The organism is Collinsella sp. AK_207A, from assembly GCF_902501965.1.
Classification (GTDB): Bacteria; Actinomycetota; Coriobacteriia; order Coriobacteriales; family Coriobacteriaceae; genus Collinsella.
This window is the reverse complement of sequence record NZ_CABWID010000014.1, coordinates 1-20378: the sequence shown is the minus strand read 5'-3', so window position 1 is coordinate 20378 and position 20378 is coordinate 1. Positions and strand designations below refer to the sequence as shown.

The window sequence follows — 20378 nt, the reverse complement described above, 5'->3', positions numbered from 1 at the left end:
GCTCAGGCGGCGACGCTACCGGCGGTTCTGGCGGTGCTGGCGCTCGTTGTCGCGACCGCCGCCGTCACCGGGACGACGATTGCCGCGATCGGCCTTCCGAGGCGAACCCTCACCGGCACGAGCACGATTCTGCCCACCATGGTACCCACGGCCGCGGCGACGCTCATCGGGAACGTCGTGATTGCGCCAGTCCACCCGCTGCTCGGACCGCTGCTCGTGCTGATCGGCCTCGCGCACGCGGGTGCGACCGGAGCGCTTGCGGCGCGAGGGCTTGGGCGCCTCGGCCACGGCATCCTGGGCGGCACGGCGCTGGCGGGCGGGCGCCGCCTCCTTCAGCTTGAGCGAACCGGCGCGCTTCTCGGTGCCCTCGGCGCGCGCGGCCTTCTCGTCCGTCGACGCGGGCGCGGACGAGCCGCCGCGGCCAGCGCCGCCCGGGCGCTTCTTGCCGATGCGCGTACCGCCCACCACGGCGCCCTCACCGTACTTGGCCTCCAGCTTGCGCGCGATGCGGTCGCGACGGCGCTTCTTCTCCTTCTTACCGGGCACGTGGTCGCGCGGCACGCGGGCGGGGTCCACGAAGACGGGATTCGCACCGAGGTCCAGGTCGGCCAGGTCCTCCGGGGCGAAGAGGTCGGCGGTCTTGCCCATGAGGGCCTCGATGTCGTAGAACTCCTCCACGTCCTGCTCCGTCACGAAGGTGACCGACCAGCCCTCCTCGCCGCCGCGGCCGGTACGGCCGATGCGGTGGATGTAGTCGACCGGCTCCTCGGGCACGTCGAAGTTCACCACATAGGAGACGTCGGTGATATCGATGCCGCGGGCCAACACGTCCGTTGCCACGAGCACGTCGATCTTGCCGGCGCGGAAGTCGCGCAGGGCGCGGTCGCGCTGGTTCTGGCTGCGGTCGCCGTGGATCGCGGCGCAGGTGACGCCCTGGCGGGAGAGGCGACGGGCCACGGTGTCGGCACGGCGCTTGGTGCGGGTGAACACGATCACGTGCTCGGGTCCGAAGGTCTTGAGCACCTGGGCGAGCAGCCCGTTCTTAGCCTCGAGCGAGACGGGCAGCACGTACTGGTCGACCGTCTCGGCCGTGGAGGTCGCAGGTGCGATCTCCACACGGGCGGGATCGCGCACCAGGTCGGTGATGCCGCCCACGGCCGCCTCGTCCAACGTGGCCGAGAAGAGCAGCGTCTGACGGTCGGCCGACGTCTTCGCCACGATGCGGCGCACGGTGGGCAGGAAGCCCATGTCGAGCATGCGGTCGGCCTCGTCGAGCACGAGCACCTCGACCTCGTCGAGCATGCAGGCGCCCTGGTTGATGAGGTCCTCCAGACGGCCGGGCGTGGCCACGAGCACGTCGCACCCGCGGGCGAGCGCGCTCTTCTGCGGCCCGTACGAGACGCCGCCCACCACGGTCACAGCGGTGTGCCCGGTCCGCTTGGCGATGGCCAGGCAGACCTCCTCGATCTGCTGGGCGAGCTCGCGCGTGGGCGTCACCACGAGCATGCGCGGGCCGCAGCCGACCGAAAGCTTGCCGCGGCGCGAGCGCTTCACGTGCGGGAGCCTGTCGAGCGTGGGCAGCAGGAAGGCCGCGGTCTTACCGGTGCCCGTCTGGGCGGCGGCGAGCAGGTCGCGCCCCGCGAGCACCTCGGGGATGGAGCGCTCCTGCACGGGCGTGGGCTGCTCATAGCCCATATCGGCCACGGCGGCGAGCACGTTCTCGGATAGGCCAAGGTCGGAGAAAAGCGTCATAGGTCCAATTCCATTTCGGTTGCGCGGCGCGGGAACGCTCCCCCGCCGCAGACAGACAAGACAACGGGACGCGCCCCGCTGGGAACGCGCCCCGTCGCAACAAAAACAAGATACGAGCGCCTGCGCTACACCTTGAGGTAGCGGCGCATGGCGATGGCGGAGCCAAAGAGGCCGATCACCACGCCCACGAGCACCAGCGCGCCATAGGTCACCAGGTAGAGCTCCATCGGCACGCCCATGGGAAGGAACTGCAGGCTGGCCTGCACCTTGGGCATGAGGAGGTTTCGCACGAGCTCGAGCGCGCCGATGGCGAGCACCGAGCCGAGAGCGGCCTGCATGACACCCTCGGTGATGAACGGCCCGCGGATGAATCCGTTGGAGGCACCCACCAGGCGCATGATCGCGATCTCGCGACGGCGCGCGGTGATGGAGAGGCGGATTGTGTTGTTCATGAAGATGAACGCCACGAAGGTGAGCAGCGCCACGAGCACCACGGCGGCGATGCGGATGTAGTTGGTCACCTGGAACAGGCGGCCCACCACCTCGCTGCCGTACTGCACGGACTCGTCCGCCTTATCGGAGCCGCCGTCCACGATCTTCAGGAAGTCGTCGTTGGACTTGATCTTCTCGGCGGTCGAGGCAACCTGCGAGGGCTCGTTCATCTCGATGGTGTAGGAACGGGGCAGCGGGTTCTCGCCGTCGAGCGCGGCGATGCTGGCATCGGCCTGGTCGCTGCCGCTCTCCTTGTAGCCCTTCAGCGCCTCATCCTTGCTCTTGAGCTTGACGGACTTGACGTTGTCCCACGTCTCGAGCTCGGACTTGAAGGCCTCCACGTCGCTGTCGGACGCGCTGTCATCGATGTAGGCGTTGATGGTCACCTGGTCCTCGACGTTGCCGATGACGGAGTTCACGAGCGCCGAGCCGACGATGAACAGACCGATGATGAACAGCGACAGGAAGATGGTGATGACGGCGCCGAACGAGGTGGTCCAGTTGCGGAAGAAGTGCTTGTTGGCCTCTCGGATCGAGTAGGTGAAGTTAGAAGGAGCCATAGTTACCGTAGCCTCCCCTCTCCTGGTCGCGGATCACGCGACCGCCCTCGAGGGCGATGACGCGACGGTGCATGGAATCGACCATCTCGCGGTCGTGCGTGGCCACCACGACGGTGGTGCCGGTGCGGTTGATGCGCTCCAGGAGCTTCATGATGCCCAGGCTGATGGCCGGGTCCAGGTTGCCCGTGGGCTCGTCGCAGATGAGCAGCGGCGGACGGTTGACCATGGCGCGCGCCACGGAGACGCGTTGCTGCTCGCCACCGGAGAGCTGGTCGGGCAGGGAGTCCATCTGGTCGCCCAGGCCCACCAGGCGCAGCACCTCGGGCACCTGCGCGCGGATGACGCCGCGCGGCTTGCCGATGCACTCGAGCGCGAAGGCCACGTTCTCGTAGGCGGTCTTGTTCGGCAGGAGCTTGTAGTCCTGGAACACGGCACCGATCTGGCGGCGCAAAAACGGGATGCGGCGGTTCTTGATACGCATGAGATCCTGGCCCGCCACGAGCACGCGACCGCTCGTGGGTCGCACGTTCCGGAGCATGGTGTTCAGCAGCGTGGTCTTGCCGGAGCCCGAGTGGCCCACCAGGAAGACGAACTCACCGGGATAGATGGCGATGTTGATGTCGTCCAGCGCGGGCTTGTTGGGCTGCGCGGGATAGATCTTGGTGAGGTGCTCGCAGAGGATCACCGGCTCCACGCCCGCCTGCTGGGCGGCACGGCGCTGGTCGGCGTCGCGGTCCAGGTCCTGCGGCGCGAAGACCGTGGTGAAGTCCGGGCTGGCGAGCGCGGCGTCCAAGTCGGCAACCTGGCGCTGCTCGTTCACGTCCGTGGAGGGCGCGGCGGAACCGTCGCGCGTGCGGAACGTGGCCGGGTCGAACGGGTCGGCCGGGGCCTGCGTCGGGGTCTGAGCCGTCGGCTGCGGCATGAACACGTTCGCCGTGGACGACGGAGCGGCCGGGTTGGGGACAACGGGGACCGCCGAATTGGCGACGGGAGCGCCAGCCAAGGGGTTGACCCCGTCTACCTGTTGATTCTGCTGAAAATGAGTTGCCGGGGGCGTAGCGGCGGCTGGCTGCGGTGTCTGTGCACCAGATGCCGGCTGCTCATCCCCGGGTGTACGGAAGTGGCTACCCACCTGAGCTCCTTCGTGTGCGTTTGAACTACATGAGCTCATCGATTGTATCAAGAACCGCCGAGCTGCACAGAAGTTATACAGGCCATGGACCTAGTAGCCCCGCCAGCCGGCGCGGGCCCGGGCGCACCCGAAGCGCCGGTGCGCCGAGTTCGCGAGGCTGGAAAACCCTGGGGAGAAACCGCAGGAACGGGCAGAACGAGGATGATGACACTGTTGAGGCGTCCCCTGAGACCGCTGCCCGTTCCTGGGTTTCTCCCCAGGGTTTTCGCAGCTCGCTCTCAAGGACGCTCGGCGCTTCGGGTGCGCCCCGGCCCGCGCCGGCTGGCGGGGCTACCCCCTCACCCCTGGATCACGCTGACGCGGCCCTTGTTGCCGACGATACCCTTGACCTCGGCGATCAACGGGATGCTCCGGGCGTTCACCCGCGTGGGGATCTCGGCGCGCATGGTCTGGCCGTCGCTCTGCTCGATGAAGAGCTCCACGCGGTCGCCGCCCGGACAGGTGGCGAGCACCGTGGCCAGACGCGCCATGTTGGACTGGGAGAAGCGGTTGCTCGGCACCATGACCTCGAAGACCTTGGGGCGGTTCGCCTCGTCCGAGAGCTCGAGGGCCTGCACCTCCTGGGCGATGATCTGGTCGCCGCGGTCGCTGCGCTCCAGCTTGCCGCGCACACGCACGAAGGCATCGGAGAGCACGGTGCCCGTCTCCGGGTCCACGTCGCCGTAGAGCAGCGACTCGCACTCCTTGTACGTCTTGGGGAAGACCACCACCGTGGCCTCGCCCTCCATGTCCTCCAACGTGACGATGGCCATGGGGTCGCCGTTCTTGGTGACGCGCTTGCTCACCTCGGAGACCATGCCGGCGAACCAGAAGGGCTTGCCCTCGGGAATCTCCGCGTTCACCGTACCGCCGCCTGCGGGGTTCATGGTCTCGTAGCCGTTCTCGATCTGCGAGAGCGAGAACTCGCGCGCCTTGCCGAGCGCGTACTCGTACGGGCGCAGCGGATGGTCGGAAACGTAGATGCCCAGCACCTCGCGCTCGGCGGAGAGCTTCATGTGACGGTCCCACTCGTTGCCGTCCGGCTCCGGCACCACGACCTCGAAACCCGAGCCCTCCACGTCGCCGAACACATCGAAGAGCGAGGTCTGGCCGCTCGCGCGGTCCTTCTGTCGCTTGGCCGCCGCATCCAGGATGTTCTCGGGGTTCGCCTTGTCCACGAAGTGCATGAGCTGCCGGCGCGGGTAGCCTGTGGCGTCGAAGGCGCCAGCCTTGATGAGGGCCTCGATCACGCGGCGGTTGGCCTGGCTGGAGTCCACGCGGTCCACGAAGTCGTGCAGGTTCTTGAAGGGGCCGTTCTTGGCGCGCTCGTCCATGATGACCTGGGCCACGCCCTCGCCCACACCGCGGATGCCAGCCAAGCCAAAGCGCACGCCCTCCTTGACGGCGGTGAACTCGGTACCGGACTCGTTGATGTCCGGCGGGAGCACCGCGATGCCGTCATGACGGCAGGCCGAGACGTAGTGCACGATCTTTTCGGTCTTACCCGTGTAGGAGGTGAGCACGGCGGCCATGTACTCATTGGGGTAATGGGCCTTCAGCCAGGCCGTCTGCATGACGAGGATGGCGTAGCCGGCCGAGTGGCTCTTGTTGAAGGCGTAGGACGCGAACTCGAGCACGTCGTCCCAGATCTTCTGGGCGACCTCGCGCTTGTAGCCGTTCTTCTCGGCGCCGTTCATCCAGTGGTCGTAGGTCGTCTCGTCCGAGCCGTCCTCCCAGTGGAACACGGTGGAGGTCAGGAGCTTGATCTTCTTCTTGGCCACGGGCTTGCGCACGCGGGAGTCCGATTCGCCCTTGGAGAAGCCGCACATCTCGACGGAGATGAGCATAACCTGCTCCTGGTAGACCATGGTGCCGTAGGTCTCGCCCAGGATGCCGTCCAGACGCGGGTCGTAGGAGACGGCGGGCTCCTTGCCGTTCATGCGGTTGATGTAGGAGGAGACCATGCCGGCGCCGAGCGGGCCCGGGCGGTACAGGGCGATCAGAGCGACCACGTGCTTGTACTCGGTGGGCTTCATGTTCTTGATGGTGGCCGTCATGCCGGCGGACTCCACCTGGAAGACGCCGGCTGTGTGGCCGGAGCCCATGAGCTTGAAGATCGCGGGGTCGTCGAAGGGAATGGAGTCCACGTCGATGTCGATGCCGTAGTTGGCCTTGATGTTCGCCTTGGCCTTGGAGATGACCGTGAGGGTGCGCAGACCCAGGAAGTCCATCTTGAGGAGGCCCATGTCGGCCACGGTATGGCCCTCGTACTGGGTGATCTCCACGCCGCCCTTGGTGTCCAGCTTGGTGGGCACGTGCTCGTTCACCGGGTCGCGGCAGATGAGGACCGCGCACGCGTGCACGCCCTCGCCGCGGGTGAGGCCCTCGATGGCGAGGGCGGAGTCGATGATGCGGCGCGCGTCCTCGTCCGAGCGGTAGGCCTCGGCGAAGTCGGGGTTGTAGTTGTCCTCCTTGCCCGGCACCTGCTCGAGCACCTGCTTGAGCTTGACGGAGGGGTCGCTCGAGATCATCTTCGAGAGGCGCTGGCCCACGTAGACGGGATAGTCCAGCACGCGGGCGGCGTCGTTGATGGCCTGCTTGGCCTTGATGGTGGAGTAGGTGATGACGTGCGTCACCTTCTCGGGGCCGTAGAGCTGGCGGACGTGCTCCACCACCTCCAGGCGCCGCTCATCGTCGAAGTCCATATCGATATCGGGCATCTCGGTACGCTGCGGGGAGAGGAACCTCTCGAACATCAGGCCGTTCTCGAGCGGGTCGAACGTGGTGATGTTCATGGCGTAGGCCACGATGGCGCCGGCGGCGGAACCACGGCCCGGGCCCACGCCGATGCCGTTCTCCTTGGCCCACTGCACGTACTCGGCCACGATCAGGAAGTACGCCGCAAAGCCCTTGTCGCAGATGACCTTGTACTCGTACTCAAAGCGCTCCTTGATGTTGACGCCGTTGATCTCGCGCGTGGCCCAGTCCTCGCCGTAGTACTTAGCGAGGCCCTTCTCGCACTCGCGGCGGAACTGGCTCTCGTGGGTCTCGCCGGGGTCGAGCAGGGGGAAGTTCGGCAGGATGATGCTATCCCAGTCGAGCGTAACGTTGCACTTCTCGGCGATCTCGAGCGTGTTGTCGCACGCCTCCGGGCAGTACGGGAAGAGCGCGCGCATCTCGTCCTCGTTCTTCATGTAGAACTCGGAGCCCTGCATACGCAGGCGGTTGGGGTCGTCCACCTTGGTGTTCATGCCGATGCACATCATGATGTCCTGCACCGAGGCGTCGTCGCGCGTGAGGTAGTGGAAGTCGTTGGTGGCGATGACCTTGACCCCGATCTGGCGCGCGATGTCGATGAGCTGGCGGTCGAGCTCCTCGTCGGTTATGCCGCTGTTGGTGGTGATGCCGTGGTCCTGGATCTCGATGTAGAAGTCGCCGGGGGCAAAGGTGTCGCGCAGCGTGGTGGCCCACTCGATGGCCGCCGGCATGTCGCCGCGGTCGATCATCTTGGGGATGATGCCGGCGATGCACGCCGAGGTGCCGATGACGCCCTTGGCATGGCGGCGCAGGTTGTCGAGCGTCACGCGCGGCTTGTAGTAGAAGCCCTCCACGGCGGCCTCGGACACCAGCTGCATGAGGTTCACGTAGCCCTCGTTGTCCTTGGCGAGGAGGATCATGTGGTAGAGCTCGGGCTTGCGGTCGCGGCGCAGCTCGTCATCGGGCGTGAAGTAGACCTCGCAGCCGAAGATGGGCTTGATGACGAGCGGCGGCTCCAGCTCGTCGATGTTGCCCTGCTTGTCCCAGAGCTCCATGTCCTTGTGGAACTGGGCGTACTCGCGCGGCTCCTTCTCGGGGTCGGGCTCCTTGAGCTCGTCGCGACGGCCCTTCTCCAAAAAGGAGCGATCGTGGCTCCAGGTCTTGTACTCGGGTGTGCCGTGGTTCACGGCCGAGCAGGCAAGGTCCAGCTCGGGCACGCCGTACATGTAGCCGTGGTCCGTGATGGCCACCGCGGGCATGCCGAGGTCCACGGCGCGCTTGACCATGTCGCCGATACGCGTGGCGCCGTCCAGCATGGAGTACTCGGTGTGGTTGTGCAGGTGAACGAATGCCATGGGCGCGGGCTCCCTCGTGATGTGCGGCTATGCTCTCGGTGTTTTTCGGGCTTCGATTCTACCGCACGGCCCGGACGCGGCGGCCCGTGCCGGGGGCGCGCCCGCGGGAAGCTCATAGCGTGTTCGAGGGGTCGAATGAGTGGGGCGGACCGCGACGGGACGGCGGCGGGGCGGCAGCTGGGCGGCGGCCGCAGAGCGGCAACATGTCAAGCAGCGTTTACGCACCTCGCCGATATTGCCGCAACGCTGGCCCCTGCCCCGGTGAGAGACCGCACCGACCCCCTACCATCGCAGATGTAACGGATTCTGCGTATTTCACCTCGATACAGGCCGATTTGCGCACATCCCGTTACATCTATCGAGCCGACCCCCTCGTAGTCCATGCATCGCATGCCGCTGCGTTCAATCTAAAGGAGATATGCCCATGCCGCGCTCGTCGATTACCGAGATCATGTCCGCCTTCGAGCCGGTTGAGCGGGAGGGCCTTCTATTGAGCACCCCAGACGGTACCAGGCGGCGCACGCTCCGACGCTGGACGGAGCAGGGACGGCTCATCAGCCCGCACCCGGGTCTCTTCGCCCGACCGGAATACTGGAGCGCGATGTCGCGCACCGAGCAGGAGATTTGCCGACTTCGGACCCTCGCGAAGCTTCATCCCGCCTGGATGTTCTGCTCCTACTCCGCGGCCGTGCTCCAGGGGCTCTCCGTCTCCCATTCGCTACTCGACCGGGTACACCTCGCCCTTCCCGACGGCGGGTGCGGACGAGACAGCAAGGCCGTTCGGTACCATCGATTCCGAAGCCTCCTGCTCCCGAGCCACGCGCAGGGCGTGCTCGTCACCGAAATCATGTACACCGTGGCGGAATGCCTGCTCGATGCACCGTTTCGCGCGGGACTCGCCATCGCCGACTCTACCATCCACCGAGGCCTGCTATCGAAGGAGGCGCTCGTGGCGTATGTGGGAGCCGTCACAAGAAACAAGCAGGGAGCGGCGCGGGCCCGTATGATCGCGCAACTCGCCGACGGGCGGGCCGAAAGCGGCGGAGAATCCCTCGCCCGCGCCGCCATGATCGAACAGGGCTTCATGGTGCCGGAGTTGCAAGTGGAGTTTCCAGACCCGGTGGACCCGACTCGCCGCTTTCGCGTCGACTACCTCTGGATACTCGCGGACGGACGCCGCGTCATCGGAGAGTTCGACGGACTCGCCAAATATGAGGACAAGGAGATGACGAACGGTCGCACCTCCGAGCGGGTACGCGCCGACGAACGGCAGCGCGAGAGCCGCCTGACGCTCCTCGGTATGCCGGTGGTGCGACTGAACAGCGCCGATCTGCGACGACCGGCACTCTTCGCCCGCAAGCTCCAGGCCGCGGGCATCCCGCAGGACCCGAGCCTCGGCTTCCCTACCGATCCACGCGATCTGCGGTAGCCGTCGATTCGCAACCATCGTACGCGGACATCGCCGATATCGCAGATGTAACGGATTCTGCGTATTTCGCGTCATTTAACCCGGTTATACGCAAGATTTGTTACATCTATCGAGCCGACCCCCTCCGTTGGCCCCTCCGCAGGCGGGCAACCGAGTGCTTGACAGCGAGAAGCGCCACGAGCACGGCGACCTCGATGAGCACGATGGTGCCACCCGGCTTGAGCGCGAACTCGTACGAGGCCGCGAGCCCCGCGCAGGCGCTCACCGCCCCCACCGCGCACGCGACGAGCGACGCCTGTCGCCAGCTGCGGGCGACCGCGAGCGCACAGGCAACCGGTACCGTCATCATCGAGCTCACGATCAACGAGCCGACAGTTCGCGACGCGATGGAGACCGTGAGTGCGCACACCAGCACGAACGCGGCGTTCACGGCGCCCACGCGCACGCCGGCGAGGCGCGCGGCCCGCTCGTCCAGCGAGACCCAGAACAGCTCCTTCGAGAACGCTAGGCAGAAGAGCGCCACCGCGGCACCAATGCCGATCACCAGGCAGAGCTCGGTATCGTCCACGGTGACGATGCTGCCGAAGAGGAAGCTCGAGAACGTGGACGAGTTGGGTACGAAGCCCGAGAGCACGCCCGCGAGCCCGATCCCCGCTGCCATGATGACGGCCACCGCCAGGTCGGCCCGGCTCTCCAGGCGACGCCGGATGCCCTCGATGCAGAACGACGCGCCCACGCAGGCGACCGTCGCGCCCGCCACCGGGTTGACGCCGCCGATAAGGCCCGCTGCCACGCCCGCGAGCGAGGCGTGGCCGAGAGCGTCGCCGATCATGGAGAGGCGCTTGAGCACCACCGTCACGCCCACGAGCGGGATGACGATACCGATCATCAGGCCGGCGATGAACGCGCGCTGCATGAACTCGTACCGAAACATCTCGCCCACAAACTCAAGCACGGGCAACCTCCCTCAAATAAGCGGGCGGCTGCAGACGCCCGCCCGCCAGCCGATACACATCGGCGCTCAGGCCGGACAGGCGCTCCAGGTCGTGCGTAACCATGAGCACGGCGAGCTTCCCATCCCGAACGCGCAGGCCTGCCAGCAGGGCACAGAACGCGCGGCACGACTCCTCGTCCAGGCCGCTCGTGGGCTCGTCGAGCACGAGGAGCTCCGGACCCGCCACGAGGGCGCGGGCGAGCAGCACGCGCTGGAACTGCCCGCCCGAAAGCTCGCCCGGCATGCGCTCCTCCGTGCCTGCGAGCCCCACGGCATCGAGCGCCTCGCGGGCGCGGCGGCGCTCAGCGCGGCCGAAGGGAAGGAAGCGACGCGCACTCCCGTACAGGTTGGCGCAGACGACCTCCTCCACGCTCGCAGGAAACTGACCGTACGATGCGACCGTCCGCTGGGGCACGTAGCCCACGCGACCCCAGTCTCGAAACCGTAGCGGGTCGCGCCCGAAGAGACGGACCTCCCCCGCCGAAGGCCGGATCTCGCCCAACACGAGCTTGAGCAGCGTGGACTTGCCCGCGCCGTTCTCGCCCGTCACAATCGCGAACCCGCCCGGCTCGAGCATGAACGAGGTGTCGGCGAGCACCTGCGCGCGCCCGCCGGCGGTGCCGTACGAGAACCCGGCGCGATCCAGCAGCACCGGCACCGCGGCACCGGGCAGCGGTCGCCTAACCATGATTCTCCTCGTTGAGCGCGGCCACGATCTCGGCAAGGTTGGAGCGCATCACGCTGACGTAGTCCTCGCCGGCCCTCAGCTGCTCGTCCGTCAGGCCCTCGAGCGGGTTCAGCGTCCGGCACGCGGCTCCCGTGCCATCGGCGATCTGCTGGGCGACCTTGGGGCTCACCAGGTCCTCGGAGAAGATGGTCTTCACGCCGCTCTCCTTCACAAACTCGATGATGCCCGCCATGGTCTTGGCGTCCGGCTCGCCCTCGGCGTCCATGCCGGCGATCGGCATCACCGTGAGGCCGTACGCCTGCGCCAGGTAGCCGTACGCGTCGTGGGAGACGACGAGCGTCTTGCCCGCGGCGGCACCGATCTGCTCGCGATACTCCTGGTCGAGCCGGTCGAACTCGGCGGCGTAGCGCTCGAAGTTGGCCTGGTAATCGTCCTTATGGCCGGGATCGGCAGCCGCGAGCGCGTCCTTGATGTTCTCGAGCTCCCGCTTGGCGTTCTCGGGCGCGAGCCACACGTGGGGGTTGTACTCCGCCGCATGGTCGTCGCTCTCGGAGACGTCCGCCGCGTGCTCGTCGGTGTCGCCATGGCCGTGGTCGTCCTCGCCCGGCAGCAGGTCGATGCCCTTCGATGCCTCGACCACCTGCGTTTTCGAGGTATCGATGGAATCGAGCGCATCCGCGACCCAGTCCTCCATGCCGGCACCGTTGTACACGAACACCTGGGATTCCTGGATCTTCGCCATGTCCTTGGGCGAGGGCTCCCACTCGTGGGGCTCGGTGCCCGCGGGCACCAGGTTCTCCACCTCCACGTGGTCGCCGCCGACCTTCTGCGCGAAGTCCGCCATGGGGTAGAAGCTCGCGACTACCCGGACCTTACCGGATGCGCCCACGGGCGCCGAACCGGACCCTGGGGCGGAACCGGACGCTTTGCCCGCGGAGGTAGCGCCGCAGCCGGCGAGTGGGACCGCCAGCATGAACGTGGCGGCGAGGGCCACCGCCGAACGGCGGCCGAATACGAACTGGAACATAGAGTTTTCCTTCCATGGATGTCGAACTGGTTGTATCGGCGGAAATCCACGGAAGCGTTAATCGTTCAGCTGCACCTTGAGCGCCACGAGCGTGGTCAGGGAGAGGCAGACGCGCTCCTCGCCGAGCACGAGCGGCGCCGCGGAGAGCGTGAGGACACCGGGAGTGGCGATGGCGCCCGCAAGGGTCGCACCGTCGCGCGCGAGATGCAGGCAGGCAGAGATCTGCGCGCAGACGACGCAGCCGTCGCCCGTGCACCGGTGATGGAAGTCTTCGGCCACGGTGAGGCTCGAGAGCACCACCGCGAGCGCGAGCAGGATCGAGAGGAAGATCGCCGCCGAGCGCGATGACCATGGGGACGGACCCTGCACGCGGTCGGGCGCGGAATCGGCACCGGGCACGCCGGCGCAGGTGAGCGACAGGCTATCCACGGCAGCAACCCCCATCACCCGGATGCGCGGAGCAGCCGGCATGATCGGGCGCGGGCGCGGCGCACTCGTCTCCAACCACCGTCGTAGCGGCGGTTCCGGCAGCAGCCCCCTCGCCCTCGGCAGCGGCGACCTCGGCAGCCTGGCACGCCGCGCACACGCCGTAGATGACGGTGCGCCGCTGGTCGACCAGGAACCCGTGCTCGTGGCTCACGTGGTGGACGAAGCTCTGCAGCATGTCGCAATCCAGCGGAAAGGCGCGACCGCAGCGCTCGCAGCGGAGCTGTCCCATGGGACCCACGGCGTCCGCGTCGTCCGCGACGGGAACGCCCCGGTACTGCGCCGCCTCGCCCCGGATACCCGAGACCTTGGCCACGCACCCCTCGGCCGCCAGGCGCTCGAGGGTGCGGTACACCGTCGTGCGGCCCACGGCCTCGCCCCGGGCGCGCAGGAGCTCGCAGACCTCATCGACGGAGAGGTAACGGTCGCTGCAGGAACCCATGAGCGCGGAGATGACCCCGCGCTGCCGCGTGTTGTACCGTTGCCGCGTCATGGCCGTACCCCCTCAGTGTCGTCTCCCGAGCGCCATGGCTCCCGTCTAATACGAAATCGGATTCCGATTCGGAATTATCACCATGGAAGCGCAGCGGACAACCGGGTGCACAGAATCCGCACGAGCGGACGAGGCGGCAGAGTAGCCGACCAAAGCAAGATAGTCATCCAAAGAAAAAGGCCCGCCTTTCGGCGGGCCTTCAAGCAACGGTCTCTCCCCGACAAAGGGTTGAGCAAGGTTGCCTACTCCTCCACGAGCTCGAACTGATCCGGGCCCACGCCGCACACGGGGCACACGTAGTCCTCGGGCAGCTCGGGCGTGTCGACCTCGACCTCGTAGCCGCAGACTAGGCAAACGAACTTGTAGGTCTTCTTCTCGTCGCTCATGTTGGATCCTCTCTGTTGCGGCGAAACAACGGTGTACTTGCAGTATAGCGAAATCAGGACAGATTCTCGTTATGTCACAAAACGGCTAACGTTTGTCGAGGCTAACGAACCCGGCGCGCAGGCGACGCGCGCCGGATCCTCATCGAGAACCTAGCCCTGGTAGGAGCTCGCCTTGGGCGGGGTCTTGCCCTTCAGCGTGGTGTGGTAGTAGGAGTACGTCATGGGCGCGGCGTCTCCCAGGCGCTCAGCGCCCACCACCTCGCCGATGAACAGGTAGTGCGTGCCCACGTCCACCGTGTCCACCAGCTTGCAGTCGAAGACCGCGCACGCGTGCTCGGGGCAGTAGGGGTTGCCGAGCCCGCTCGCCTGAGACGCGTACTTCTCGAACTTGTCGTAGTTCGCCGAGGTACGGAAGCCGAAGTTGCCGAGGTACGGCATGTCGGCGGTCTCGTCCACCGCGGTCACGGTGAAGGAACCCGCGTCGGCGATGACGTCGGCGGTGACGTTCTCCTTGTTCACCGCCACCGAGATACGCGGTGGCTCGGCCGTCACCTGCACGGCAGTGTTGATGAGGCACGCGGCGCGTCGCTCACCCTCCTGCGCGGACACCACGTAGAGCCCGTAGCTCATCTTGAAGAACGCAGTCAGATCCATTGCCCTCTCCTCTCTTTGGGCAGGCGCCCAGGCGGGCGCCGCCGCCGATGCTATTCGCGCGTGCGCTGCTTGAGCGCGCGCTCGATCTCGCGCTGGACATCGCGCTTGGCCATGTCCTCGCGCTTATCGTAGAGCTTCTTGCCGCGACCGAGGCCGAGCAGCAGCTTGACGCGCCCGTCCTGGTTGAAGTAGAGCTCCAGGGGCACGAGGGCGTAGCCGCGGTTCCTGAGCTTGCCGTCCAGGTAGCTGATCTCCTTCTTGTGGAGGAGCAGCCGGCGCCGACGATCCGGGTCGCGGTTCCACACACCGCCGGCGGAGTACGGGTGGATGTGCATGCCGACGAGCCAGCACTCACCGGCCCGGATGAGCGCGAAGGTGTCCGTGATCTGGGCGGCGCGCTCGCGCAGGCTCTTCACCTCGGCGCCCGCAAGCTCGATGCCGCACTCGATGGTCTCCTCGATGGTGTACTCGTGCCGCGCGGACCGGTTCTTGGAGATAAGCTTGCGCTCTCGCTTCTGGGCCATGGCTAGGCGTCCTCCCCCGCGGGCGCGACCGGCACGGCGGTGTCCGGCTGGCCGACGGCATGTGCGGCAGCCTCGCCCCGCTCGCCCGCCTCCTTCTCAGCCGCGAGCTCAGCATCGCTCTCGTTGATGAGCTGGATGAGCGCCTTGGCATTGTCCGCCCCCACCAGGTTCCGGGCACGGACGGTGAAGTCGGTGGCCGCTTTGGTATCCCCCTCGCGCGCAGCGTCCGAAGCGCACATGAGCAGGCAGACGGCGATCTCGGCTGAAGGTTCAGTGGGAATGCCCTGCATACCGAGCTGGCGCGTGAGGGCGTCCTCGGTGGCGGAAAGCGCCTCGGGGTGCGTCTTTCCCACGCTGTTCATGAGCCGCGTGACGCGCTGCTCGCCGGAAGCCAGGCTCTGGGCCAGGCGCGCGCAGCCGAGCGCCGCCACACCGTCGTTCTCGTTCAGGAAGAGCTGACCAAGGTTGGCGTAGGCAAGGCCCGCCGACCGCGCATCCGAAGCGCGCGCGAGCACCGAGAAGCTGAGCGCCGCCCATTCCTGCACATCGCCCAGGATGCGGCAGACCTCGGCCAGATCGAGACGGTACCCGCAATTCATGGGGTTCCAGCGAACCGCCTGCATGAGCGCGTCGCGCGCGGCGGCGAAATCCTCCTGGCGGATGCGGGCGAAGGCGAGGTCGGAGTAGAGCCGCGCGAGCGGGACCTCGACCTGCACGAGCTCGCGCGGGTCCTTCTCAACGCGGCGATATGCCAGGCGCTCGAAGGCATCGTCGAAGGAGAACCACTGGCGGTCCTTGGTATCGGCGCAGGTCTCCGCAGCCCAGTCCTCAACTGCGCCCGTGAGCTCCTGGAGCTGCGGAAGCGCGGATTCTATGTCGCCGGCTGCCAGATAGCCCTCGGCGCGGGCGATATCTTGAGCGGTCACGGTCAGGTTCATGTATACCTCCCTGTTCAGTCGTACCAGTGTAGCGCAAGGCGGCACGGAGGGCAGGCGAACCGCCGCCGGTAGCCGCGGGCACAGGCGGGCCGCAGCCAATTCCTAGCTGCGGAGGGTGACGAGTCTGAGATCCAAGTGCCCGCGGAGCACGTCGGTACGCGCGACCTCAACGATCATCCGCGTGCCCGGCCGCACCGTGTGCCCGGTCGCCTCGCCGGTGAGCGTAAGGGTCCGCTCGTCGAAGTCCCACCATTCGTCGCCCAGGTCGCGCAGGCGCAGAAGCCCCTCGGCGGCGGTATCGTCCAGACGCGCGAAGACCCCCATCTCGTCGATCCAGCTGACGGTGGCCGCGAACCGCTCGCCCATGCGGCACGCGTAATACTGGGCGACCTTCACCTTCTGGGACGCGTGCCCCGCGGCGTCCGCCACGCGCTCGCGCTCGCTCGCGTGCCGGCAGAGCTGCGGCAGCATGCGGTCCTGGGCCTCCCGTCCGGTACCGAGCAGAATCGCCCGCCGCTCGGCCGCCGCGCGCTTGCCCAGGCGCTCCTCGGCCAGCTGGAGCTTGAGGCAGCGGTGCACGATGAGGTCCGGATAGCGGCGGATGGGACTCGTGAAGTGGCAGTACGCCGGAGCGCCCAGGGCAAAGTGCCCCTCGTTGCGGGAACGGTAGACGGCGCGCTGCATGGAGCGGAGCAGCAGCGCGTTCGCCATGGCCTCCTCGGGCGTGCCGTGCACCCGCTCCAGCGCCCGCTCGATGGCGTGGGGGTCGCCGAGCGCGATGGCGTCGGCCTCGTCCTGGGTGCAGGACCCGGCGGCGAAGAGCACGCGCGCTGCGGCCACCAGATGGTCGGGCTCGGGTGGCTCGTGCACGCGGTAGGCTGCCTCGATGTCGCGATCTGCCAGGTATTCCGCCACGCACTCGTTGGCGAGCAGCATGGCCTCCTCGATGAGCGAGGTCGCTGCCGTGCGATGCCGGTCCACGATGTCTACGGGCACGCCCTGGTCGTCGAGGACCGCGTGGACCTCCACGGTCTCGAAGTCGATGGCGCCGCGGGCATAGCGGATGCGCTGCCGGGCACGAGCGAGGTCATCGGCGGCCTGCAAGACTGCCCGCAAGTCGATCCCGAGGGCCCGCGCGCGGTCGCACGCGGCGGTGGCGCGCTCAAGCGCCGCACGCTCGACCGAGTCAGTCTCATGTTCCGTTTTAGTCGTTCGGTTGTGCGGCGTTTCCGCATCCAACCCCGCCAGAATCGCGTCCGCGGCCCCGTAATCCAGGCGAATACGGCTGCGAATGGCACTCGGATAAAGCTTGCAGCCGCGCACGCGCCCGTTCCGGTCGAGCTCCATGTCCACTGTCATGGCCAGACGGTCCTCGTCGGGACGCAGCGAGCACAGGTCGGCGGATAGCGCCTCGGGGAGCATCGGGAGCACGCGGTCGGCCAGATAGACGGACGTGGCGCGGGAGCGCGCCTCAAGATCGACCGAGGAGCCCCAGGTCACGTAATGCGAGACGTCGGCGATGTGCACCCCCAGCCGCCAGCCGCCCGCCTCCGCACGCTCGATGGAAACGGCGTCGTCGAAGTCGCGGGCATCCACCGGGTCGATCGTGAAGACGAAGCGGTCCCGGATATCGCGGCGCAGCGGGTCGGCCAGCGCGGCATCAACATCCAACTTGAGCTCCGCTGCCCCGGCCTCCGCGACAGCAGGCAGCGACGCCGCCAGGCCAAAGCGCGCCATCACGCATTCGATGCCAAGCTCGGGCGCATCCTGCCCGCCGATGCGCCGCTCGATGGTCACCACGCCGGACTCCTCCTGCGTGGGATAACGAAGGATCCACGCCGCCACGATATCGCCGTCGGCAGCGCCCGCGTGCGCGGCGGAGTCGTCATCGGGCAGCACGAAGAAGTCGTGCCTGATGCGACGGTCGAGCGGGCGCACGGCCCCCAAGGGCCCCAGCTGCGCGAACTCGCCCACGATCGACTTCACGGCCCGCTCCGTGACCTCCTCCACCCGAGCCCGGCGCTTGCCGCCCGGTCCGCGGTGCAGGCTCACGAACGCACGGTCACCGTCCATGGCCCCGCCCAGGCTCCTCAACCCCACCCGGAAGGAGCCCTCCGGCGTCTCGACCACGGCGCGACCCTCGAACAGATGAACCGTACCCTCAAGGCCGGGCTGCCGCCGGCTGCGAGCCGGTCCCTTACGCCCGCCCGTCGAGCTGTGCTTTCGTCCCATGCGGTTTCCTTTCTGCGAGCCGCGCTTCACGCGCGGCCCCTCGCGTCCCCGTTCAGACGATACCCCATCGCGGCGCCGCGGAATCACCGTGCCCCGCGCACGAAAAAACGGGACGGCGCCCGAGTCGCAGAGCGTCGTCCCGTGTCTCGTTTTGCTTGCAGGCTTCTCGCGCGATGGCACGAGCTGCCGGTTCTACTCGTCCAGAGCCTTGAATGCCTGGTCCAGGTCCCAGATGATGTCCTCGGCGTTCTCCGTGCCGATGGAGAGGCGGATGGTGGACGGGGTGATGCCCTGGTCCGCCAGCTCCTCCTCGGTCAGCTGGCTGTGCGTGGTGGTGGCGGGGTGAATCACCAGCGACTTGACGTCTGCCACGTTGGCGAGCAGGGAGAAGATCTGCAGGTGGTCGATGAACTTCCAGGCCGCGTCCTTGCCTCCCTTGATCTCGAACGTGAAGATGGAGGCACCGCCCTTGGGGAAGTACTTCTGATAGAGCTCGTGATCGGGGTGATCCGGCAGGCTCGGGTGGTTGACCTTCTCCACGTACGGGCTGTTCACCAGGTACTCGATGACCTTCTTGGTGTTCTCAACGTGGCGGTCGACGCGCAGGGAGAGGGTCTCGGTGCCCTGGAGCAGCAGGAACGCGTTGAAGGGGCTGATCGTGGCGCCCTCGTCGCGCAGCAGGATGGCGCGCACGTAGGTGGCGAAGGCGGCGGGGCCGGCGGCATCCACGAAGGAGACGCCATGGTAGCTGGGGTTCGCGTCGGCGATGGGCGCGTACTTGCCGCTCGCCTTCCAGTCGAAGTTACCGCCGTCCACGATCACGCCGCCCAGCGTGGTGCCGTGGCCGCCGATGAACTTGGTCGCAGAGTGGACGACGATGTTCGCGCCGTGCTCGAGCGGACGGAAGAGGTACGGGGTGCCGAAGGTGTTGTCCACCACCACGGGCAGGCCGTGCTTGCGGGCGATCTCGGAGATGGCGTCCACGTTGGGGATGTCGGAGTTGGGGTTGCCGAGCGTCTCCAGGTACACGGCGACGGTGTTGTCCTTGATGGCGCCCTCGACCTCGTCCAGGTTGTGGGCGTCCACGAAGGTGGTCTCCACGCCGAACTGGGCGAGCGTGTGCTCGAGCAGGTTATAGGTGCCGCCGTAGATGGTCTTCTGGGCCACGATGTGGTCGCCGGCCTGGGCGAGCGCCTGGATGGTGTAGGTGATGGCCGCGGCACCGGAAGCCACGGCGAGACCGGCCACGCCGCCCTCGAGCGCGGCGATGCGGTCCTCGAAGGCGCTCTGCGTGGAGTTGGTCAGACGACCGTAGATGTTGCCGGCGTCGGCCAGGCCAAAGCGGTCGGCGGCATGCTGGGAGTTACGGAAGACGTAGCTCGTGGTCTGGTAGATGGGCACCGCGCGGGAGTCGGTCGCCGGGTCGGCGTTCTCCTGGCCCACGTGCAGCTGCAGGGTGTCGAAGCCGAAGGTGTGCTCGGGGTTGTTCACGAAAGCGGTCATGATGGTTCTCCTTTGGTGTGGAAGCGGCGTGTCAGCCTGATTAAGAAAAAAGCCGGGGGTCTCCCGGCCACGCTGCTCAAGTTAGGGGATTCGAAGCGCGCCTAGGCGCGAGCGAACCGGTCCATGCAGCACGGCCGAGAGCAAAGCATTCGCATCATTGCCATGGTGGCCTGCAGCATGGTGGCTCCTTTCGCGGTAAAACCTACTTAACACGTTGGTTGTTACTTTATGTGCCAAAGGATGCCCTGTCAACGATATTTCCAGCGTGTTACAAAACGCGGCCGGGTCCTCTTTGCTGAGTCCGCGGGCGCACGGAGACCCCTTCCCTTACCGTGCATCCACCACGAAGAGGCCCACGCGGACCTGGTGCCACGGGCTGCGCTCGGGGGCGACCTGCTGGACGCGGGCCTCGAACACCCCCGTGTGGCCGAAGGCGAGCAGCTGGGCGAGGTTCCCGTTCAGCTCGCGCGGGACGAACCCGAGCTTGGACCCCTCGTTGTACAGGGCGACGGCGTCGGGGTCGTAGGGATTTCCCGGCTCGGGCACGAGCTCGAGCGCCTTGCCGACCTTGAGCCTGTCCAGCACGAGCGCGCCATCCCAGTACTGGAACCCCGCGATGTGGAACGACGCGTACAGACGAGAGCGGCTGTTGTTCTCCATGTTGACCTCCCCAGGTCTCCTCGCCCGACCGTGTTGCCGGGCGCTTTTTCAACCTGGGGAGAGCTTACCTGCCGGCGCGGACATGAAAATCGGATGGCAGCCCTAGCTGTTTAGTGCCAACAGGTTGTTTACGTCTGACTAGTGACAAGTAGGGAGGGCTCCGCGAAGCTGTGGATTGTCTAGGTCTGCAGCGAAGAGAGGGGCCCTCCCATGTCACAACATCCTAACGCACGCCTCACGCCTCGGGGCCGTCAGCGGCTGGTCGAGCGCATCGAGG

Annotated in this window: 17 protein-coding genes; 1 reads left to right on the top strand and 16 read right to left on the bottom strand. The window is 67.0% G+C overall.

Translation table 11 applies throughout. From position 1 onward, the window contains the following. Nucleotides 1-15 precede the first annotated feature (15 nt). From GDJ97_RS03570 to dnaE, 4 genes are all read right to left on the bottom strand, one after another. Entirely contained in the window at nucleotides 16-1752 is a 1737-nt protein-coding gene (locus GDJ97_RS03570; RefSeq protein ID WP_152069853.1) for a DEAD/DEAH box helicase, read from the bottom strand. A 125-nt stretch (nucleotides 1753-1877) separates the two neighbouring features. Continuing rightward, nucleotides 1878-2804, bottom strand: a complete 927-nt coding sequence (ftsX, locus tag GDJ97_RS03565) for a permease-like cell division protein FtsX (protein ID WP_152069852.1) — start codon at nucleotides 2802-2804, stop codon at nucleotides 1878-1880. After that, the gene (ftsE, locus tag GDJ97_RS03560) at nucleotides 2791-3936 is read right to left on the bottom strand and encodes a cell division ATP-binding protein FtsE (RefSeq protein ID WP_373422657.1); all 1146 of its coding nucleotides are present in this window, start codon (nucleotides 3934-3936) and stop codon (nucleotides 2791-2793) included. Before ftsE ends, ftsX begins: the two co-directional genes overlap by 14 nt. A gap of 338 nt (nucleotides 3937-4274) precedes the next feature. Then, complete coding sequence (dnaE, locus tag GDJ97_RS03555; protein ID WP_152069851.1) at nucleotides 4275-8087, bottom strand: DNA polymerase III subunit alpha; 3813 nt, start codon at nucleotides 8085-8087, stop codon at nucleotides 4275-4277. Between the two features lie 424 nt (nucleotides 8088-8511). Here dnaE and GDJ97_RS03550 point away from each other — a divergent pair, with 424 nt between their 5' ends. Continuing rightward, on the top strand, nucleotides 8512-9516 hold the full coding sequence (locus GDJ97_RS03550) for a hypothetical protein (protein ID WP_152069850.1): 1005 nt from the start codon (nucleotides 8512-8514) through the stop codon (nucleotides 9514-9516). A gap of 106 nt (nucleotides 9517-9622) precedes the next feature. On the opposite strand, the gene GDJ97_RS03545 is transcribed toward GDJ97_RS03550, so the two are convergent. From GDJ97_RS03545 to GDJ97_RS03490, 12 genes are all read right to left on the bottom strand, one after another. Further along, the gene (locus tag GDJ97_RS03545; protein WP_306437635.1) at nucleotides 9623-10471 is read right to left on the bottom strand and encodes a metal ABC transporter permease; all 849 of its coding nucleotides are present in this window, start codon (nucleotides 10469-10471) and stop codon (nucleotides 9623-9625) included. Next, on the bottom strand, nucleotides 10464-11198 hold the full coding sequence (locus GDJ97_RS03540; protein WP_152069849.1) for a metal ABC transporter ATP-binding protein: 735 nt from the start codon (nucleotides 11196-11198) through the stop codon (nucleotides 10464-10466). The genes GDJ97_RS03545 and GDJ97_RS03540 overlap by 8 nt, the downstream gene beginning before the upstream one ends. Beyond that, the gene (locus GDJ97_RS03535; RefSeq protein WP_152069848.1) at nucleotides 11191-12225 is read right to left on the bottom strand and encodes a metal ABC transporter substrate-binding protein; all 1035 of its coding nucleotides are present in this window, start codon (nucleotides 12223-12225) and stop codon (nucleotides 11191-11193) included. Before GDJ97_RS03535 ends, GDJ97_RS03540 begins: the two co-directional genes overlap by 8 nt. 57 nt (nucleotides 12226-12282) lie before the next feature. Continuing rightward, entirely contained in the window at nucleotides 12283-12654 is a 372-nt protein-coding gene (locus GDJ97_RS03530; RefSeq protein WP_152069847.1) for a hypothetical protein, read from the bottom strand. Continuing rightward, nucleotides 12647-13204 carry a Fur family transcriptional regulator gene (locus GDJ97_RS03525; protein ID WP_152069846.1) on the bottom strand — a complete coding sequence of 186 codons (558 nt, stop codon included), beginning with the start codon at nucleotides 13202-13204 and terminating at the stop codon, nucleotides 12647-12649. Before GDJ97_RS03525 ends, GDJ97_RS03530 begins: the two co-directional genes overlap by 8 nt. Nucleotides 13205-13446: 242 nt before the next feature. Continuing rightward, complete coding sequence (locus GDJ97_RS03520; RefSeq protein WP_152069845.1) at nucleotides 13447-13590, bottom strand: rubredoxin-like domain-containing protein; 144 nt, start codon at nucleotides 13588-13590, stop codon at nucleotides 13447-13449. Nucleotides 13591-13740: 150 nt separating this feature from the next. After that, the gene (locus GDJ97_RS03515) at nucleotides 13741-14244 is read right to left on the bottom strand and encodes a flavin reductase family protein (RefSeq protein ID WP_152069844.1); all 504 of its coding nucleotides are present in this window, start codon (nucleotides 14242-14244) and stop codon (nucleotides 13741-13743) included. 50 nt (nucleotides 14245-14294) lie between these two features. Then, complete coding sequence (smpB, locus tag GDJ97_RS03510; protein ID WP_152069843.1) at nucleotides 14295-14768, bottom strand: SsrA-binding protein SmpB; 474 nt, start codon at nucleotides 14766-14768, stop codon at nucleotides 14295-14297. Nucleotides 14769-14770: 2 nt separating this feature from the next. After that, the gene (locus GDJ97_RS03505; RefSeq protein WP_152069842.1) at nucleotides 14771-15706 is read right to left on the bottom strand and encodes a hypothetical protein; all 936 of its coding nucleotides are present in this window, start codon (nucleotides 15704-15706) and stop codon (nucleotides 14771-14773) included. Nucleotides 15707-15808: 102 nt separating this feature from the next. Further along, the gene (locus GDJ97_RS03500) at nucleotides 15809-17938 is read right to left on the bottom strand and encodes a ribonuclease R family protein (RefSeq protein ID WP_152069841.1); all 2130 of its coding nucleotides are present in this window, start codon (nucleotides 17936-17938) and stop codon (nucleotides 15809-15811) included. Between the two features lie 192 nt (nucleotides 17939-18130). Next, complete coding sequence (locus tag GDJ97_RS03495) at nucleotides 18131-19441, bottom strand: O-acetylhomoserine aminocarboxypropyltransferase/cysteine synthase family protein (protein WP_152069840.1); 1311 nt, start codon at nucleotides 19439-19441, stop codon at nucleotides 18131-18133. 327 nt (nucleotides 19442-19768) lie between these two features. Then, a complete protein-coding gene (locus GDJ97_RS03490) occupies nucleotides 19769-20101 on the bottom strand; it encodes an HIRAN domain-containing protein (protein WP_152069839.1) in 333 nt (110 codons plus the stop codon). Nucleotides 20102-20378 lie beyond the last annotated feature (277 nt).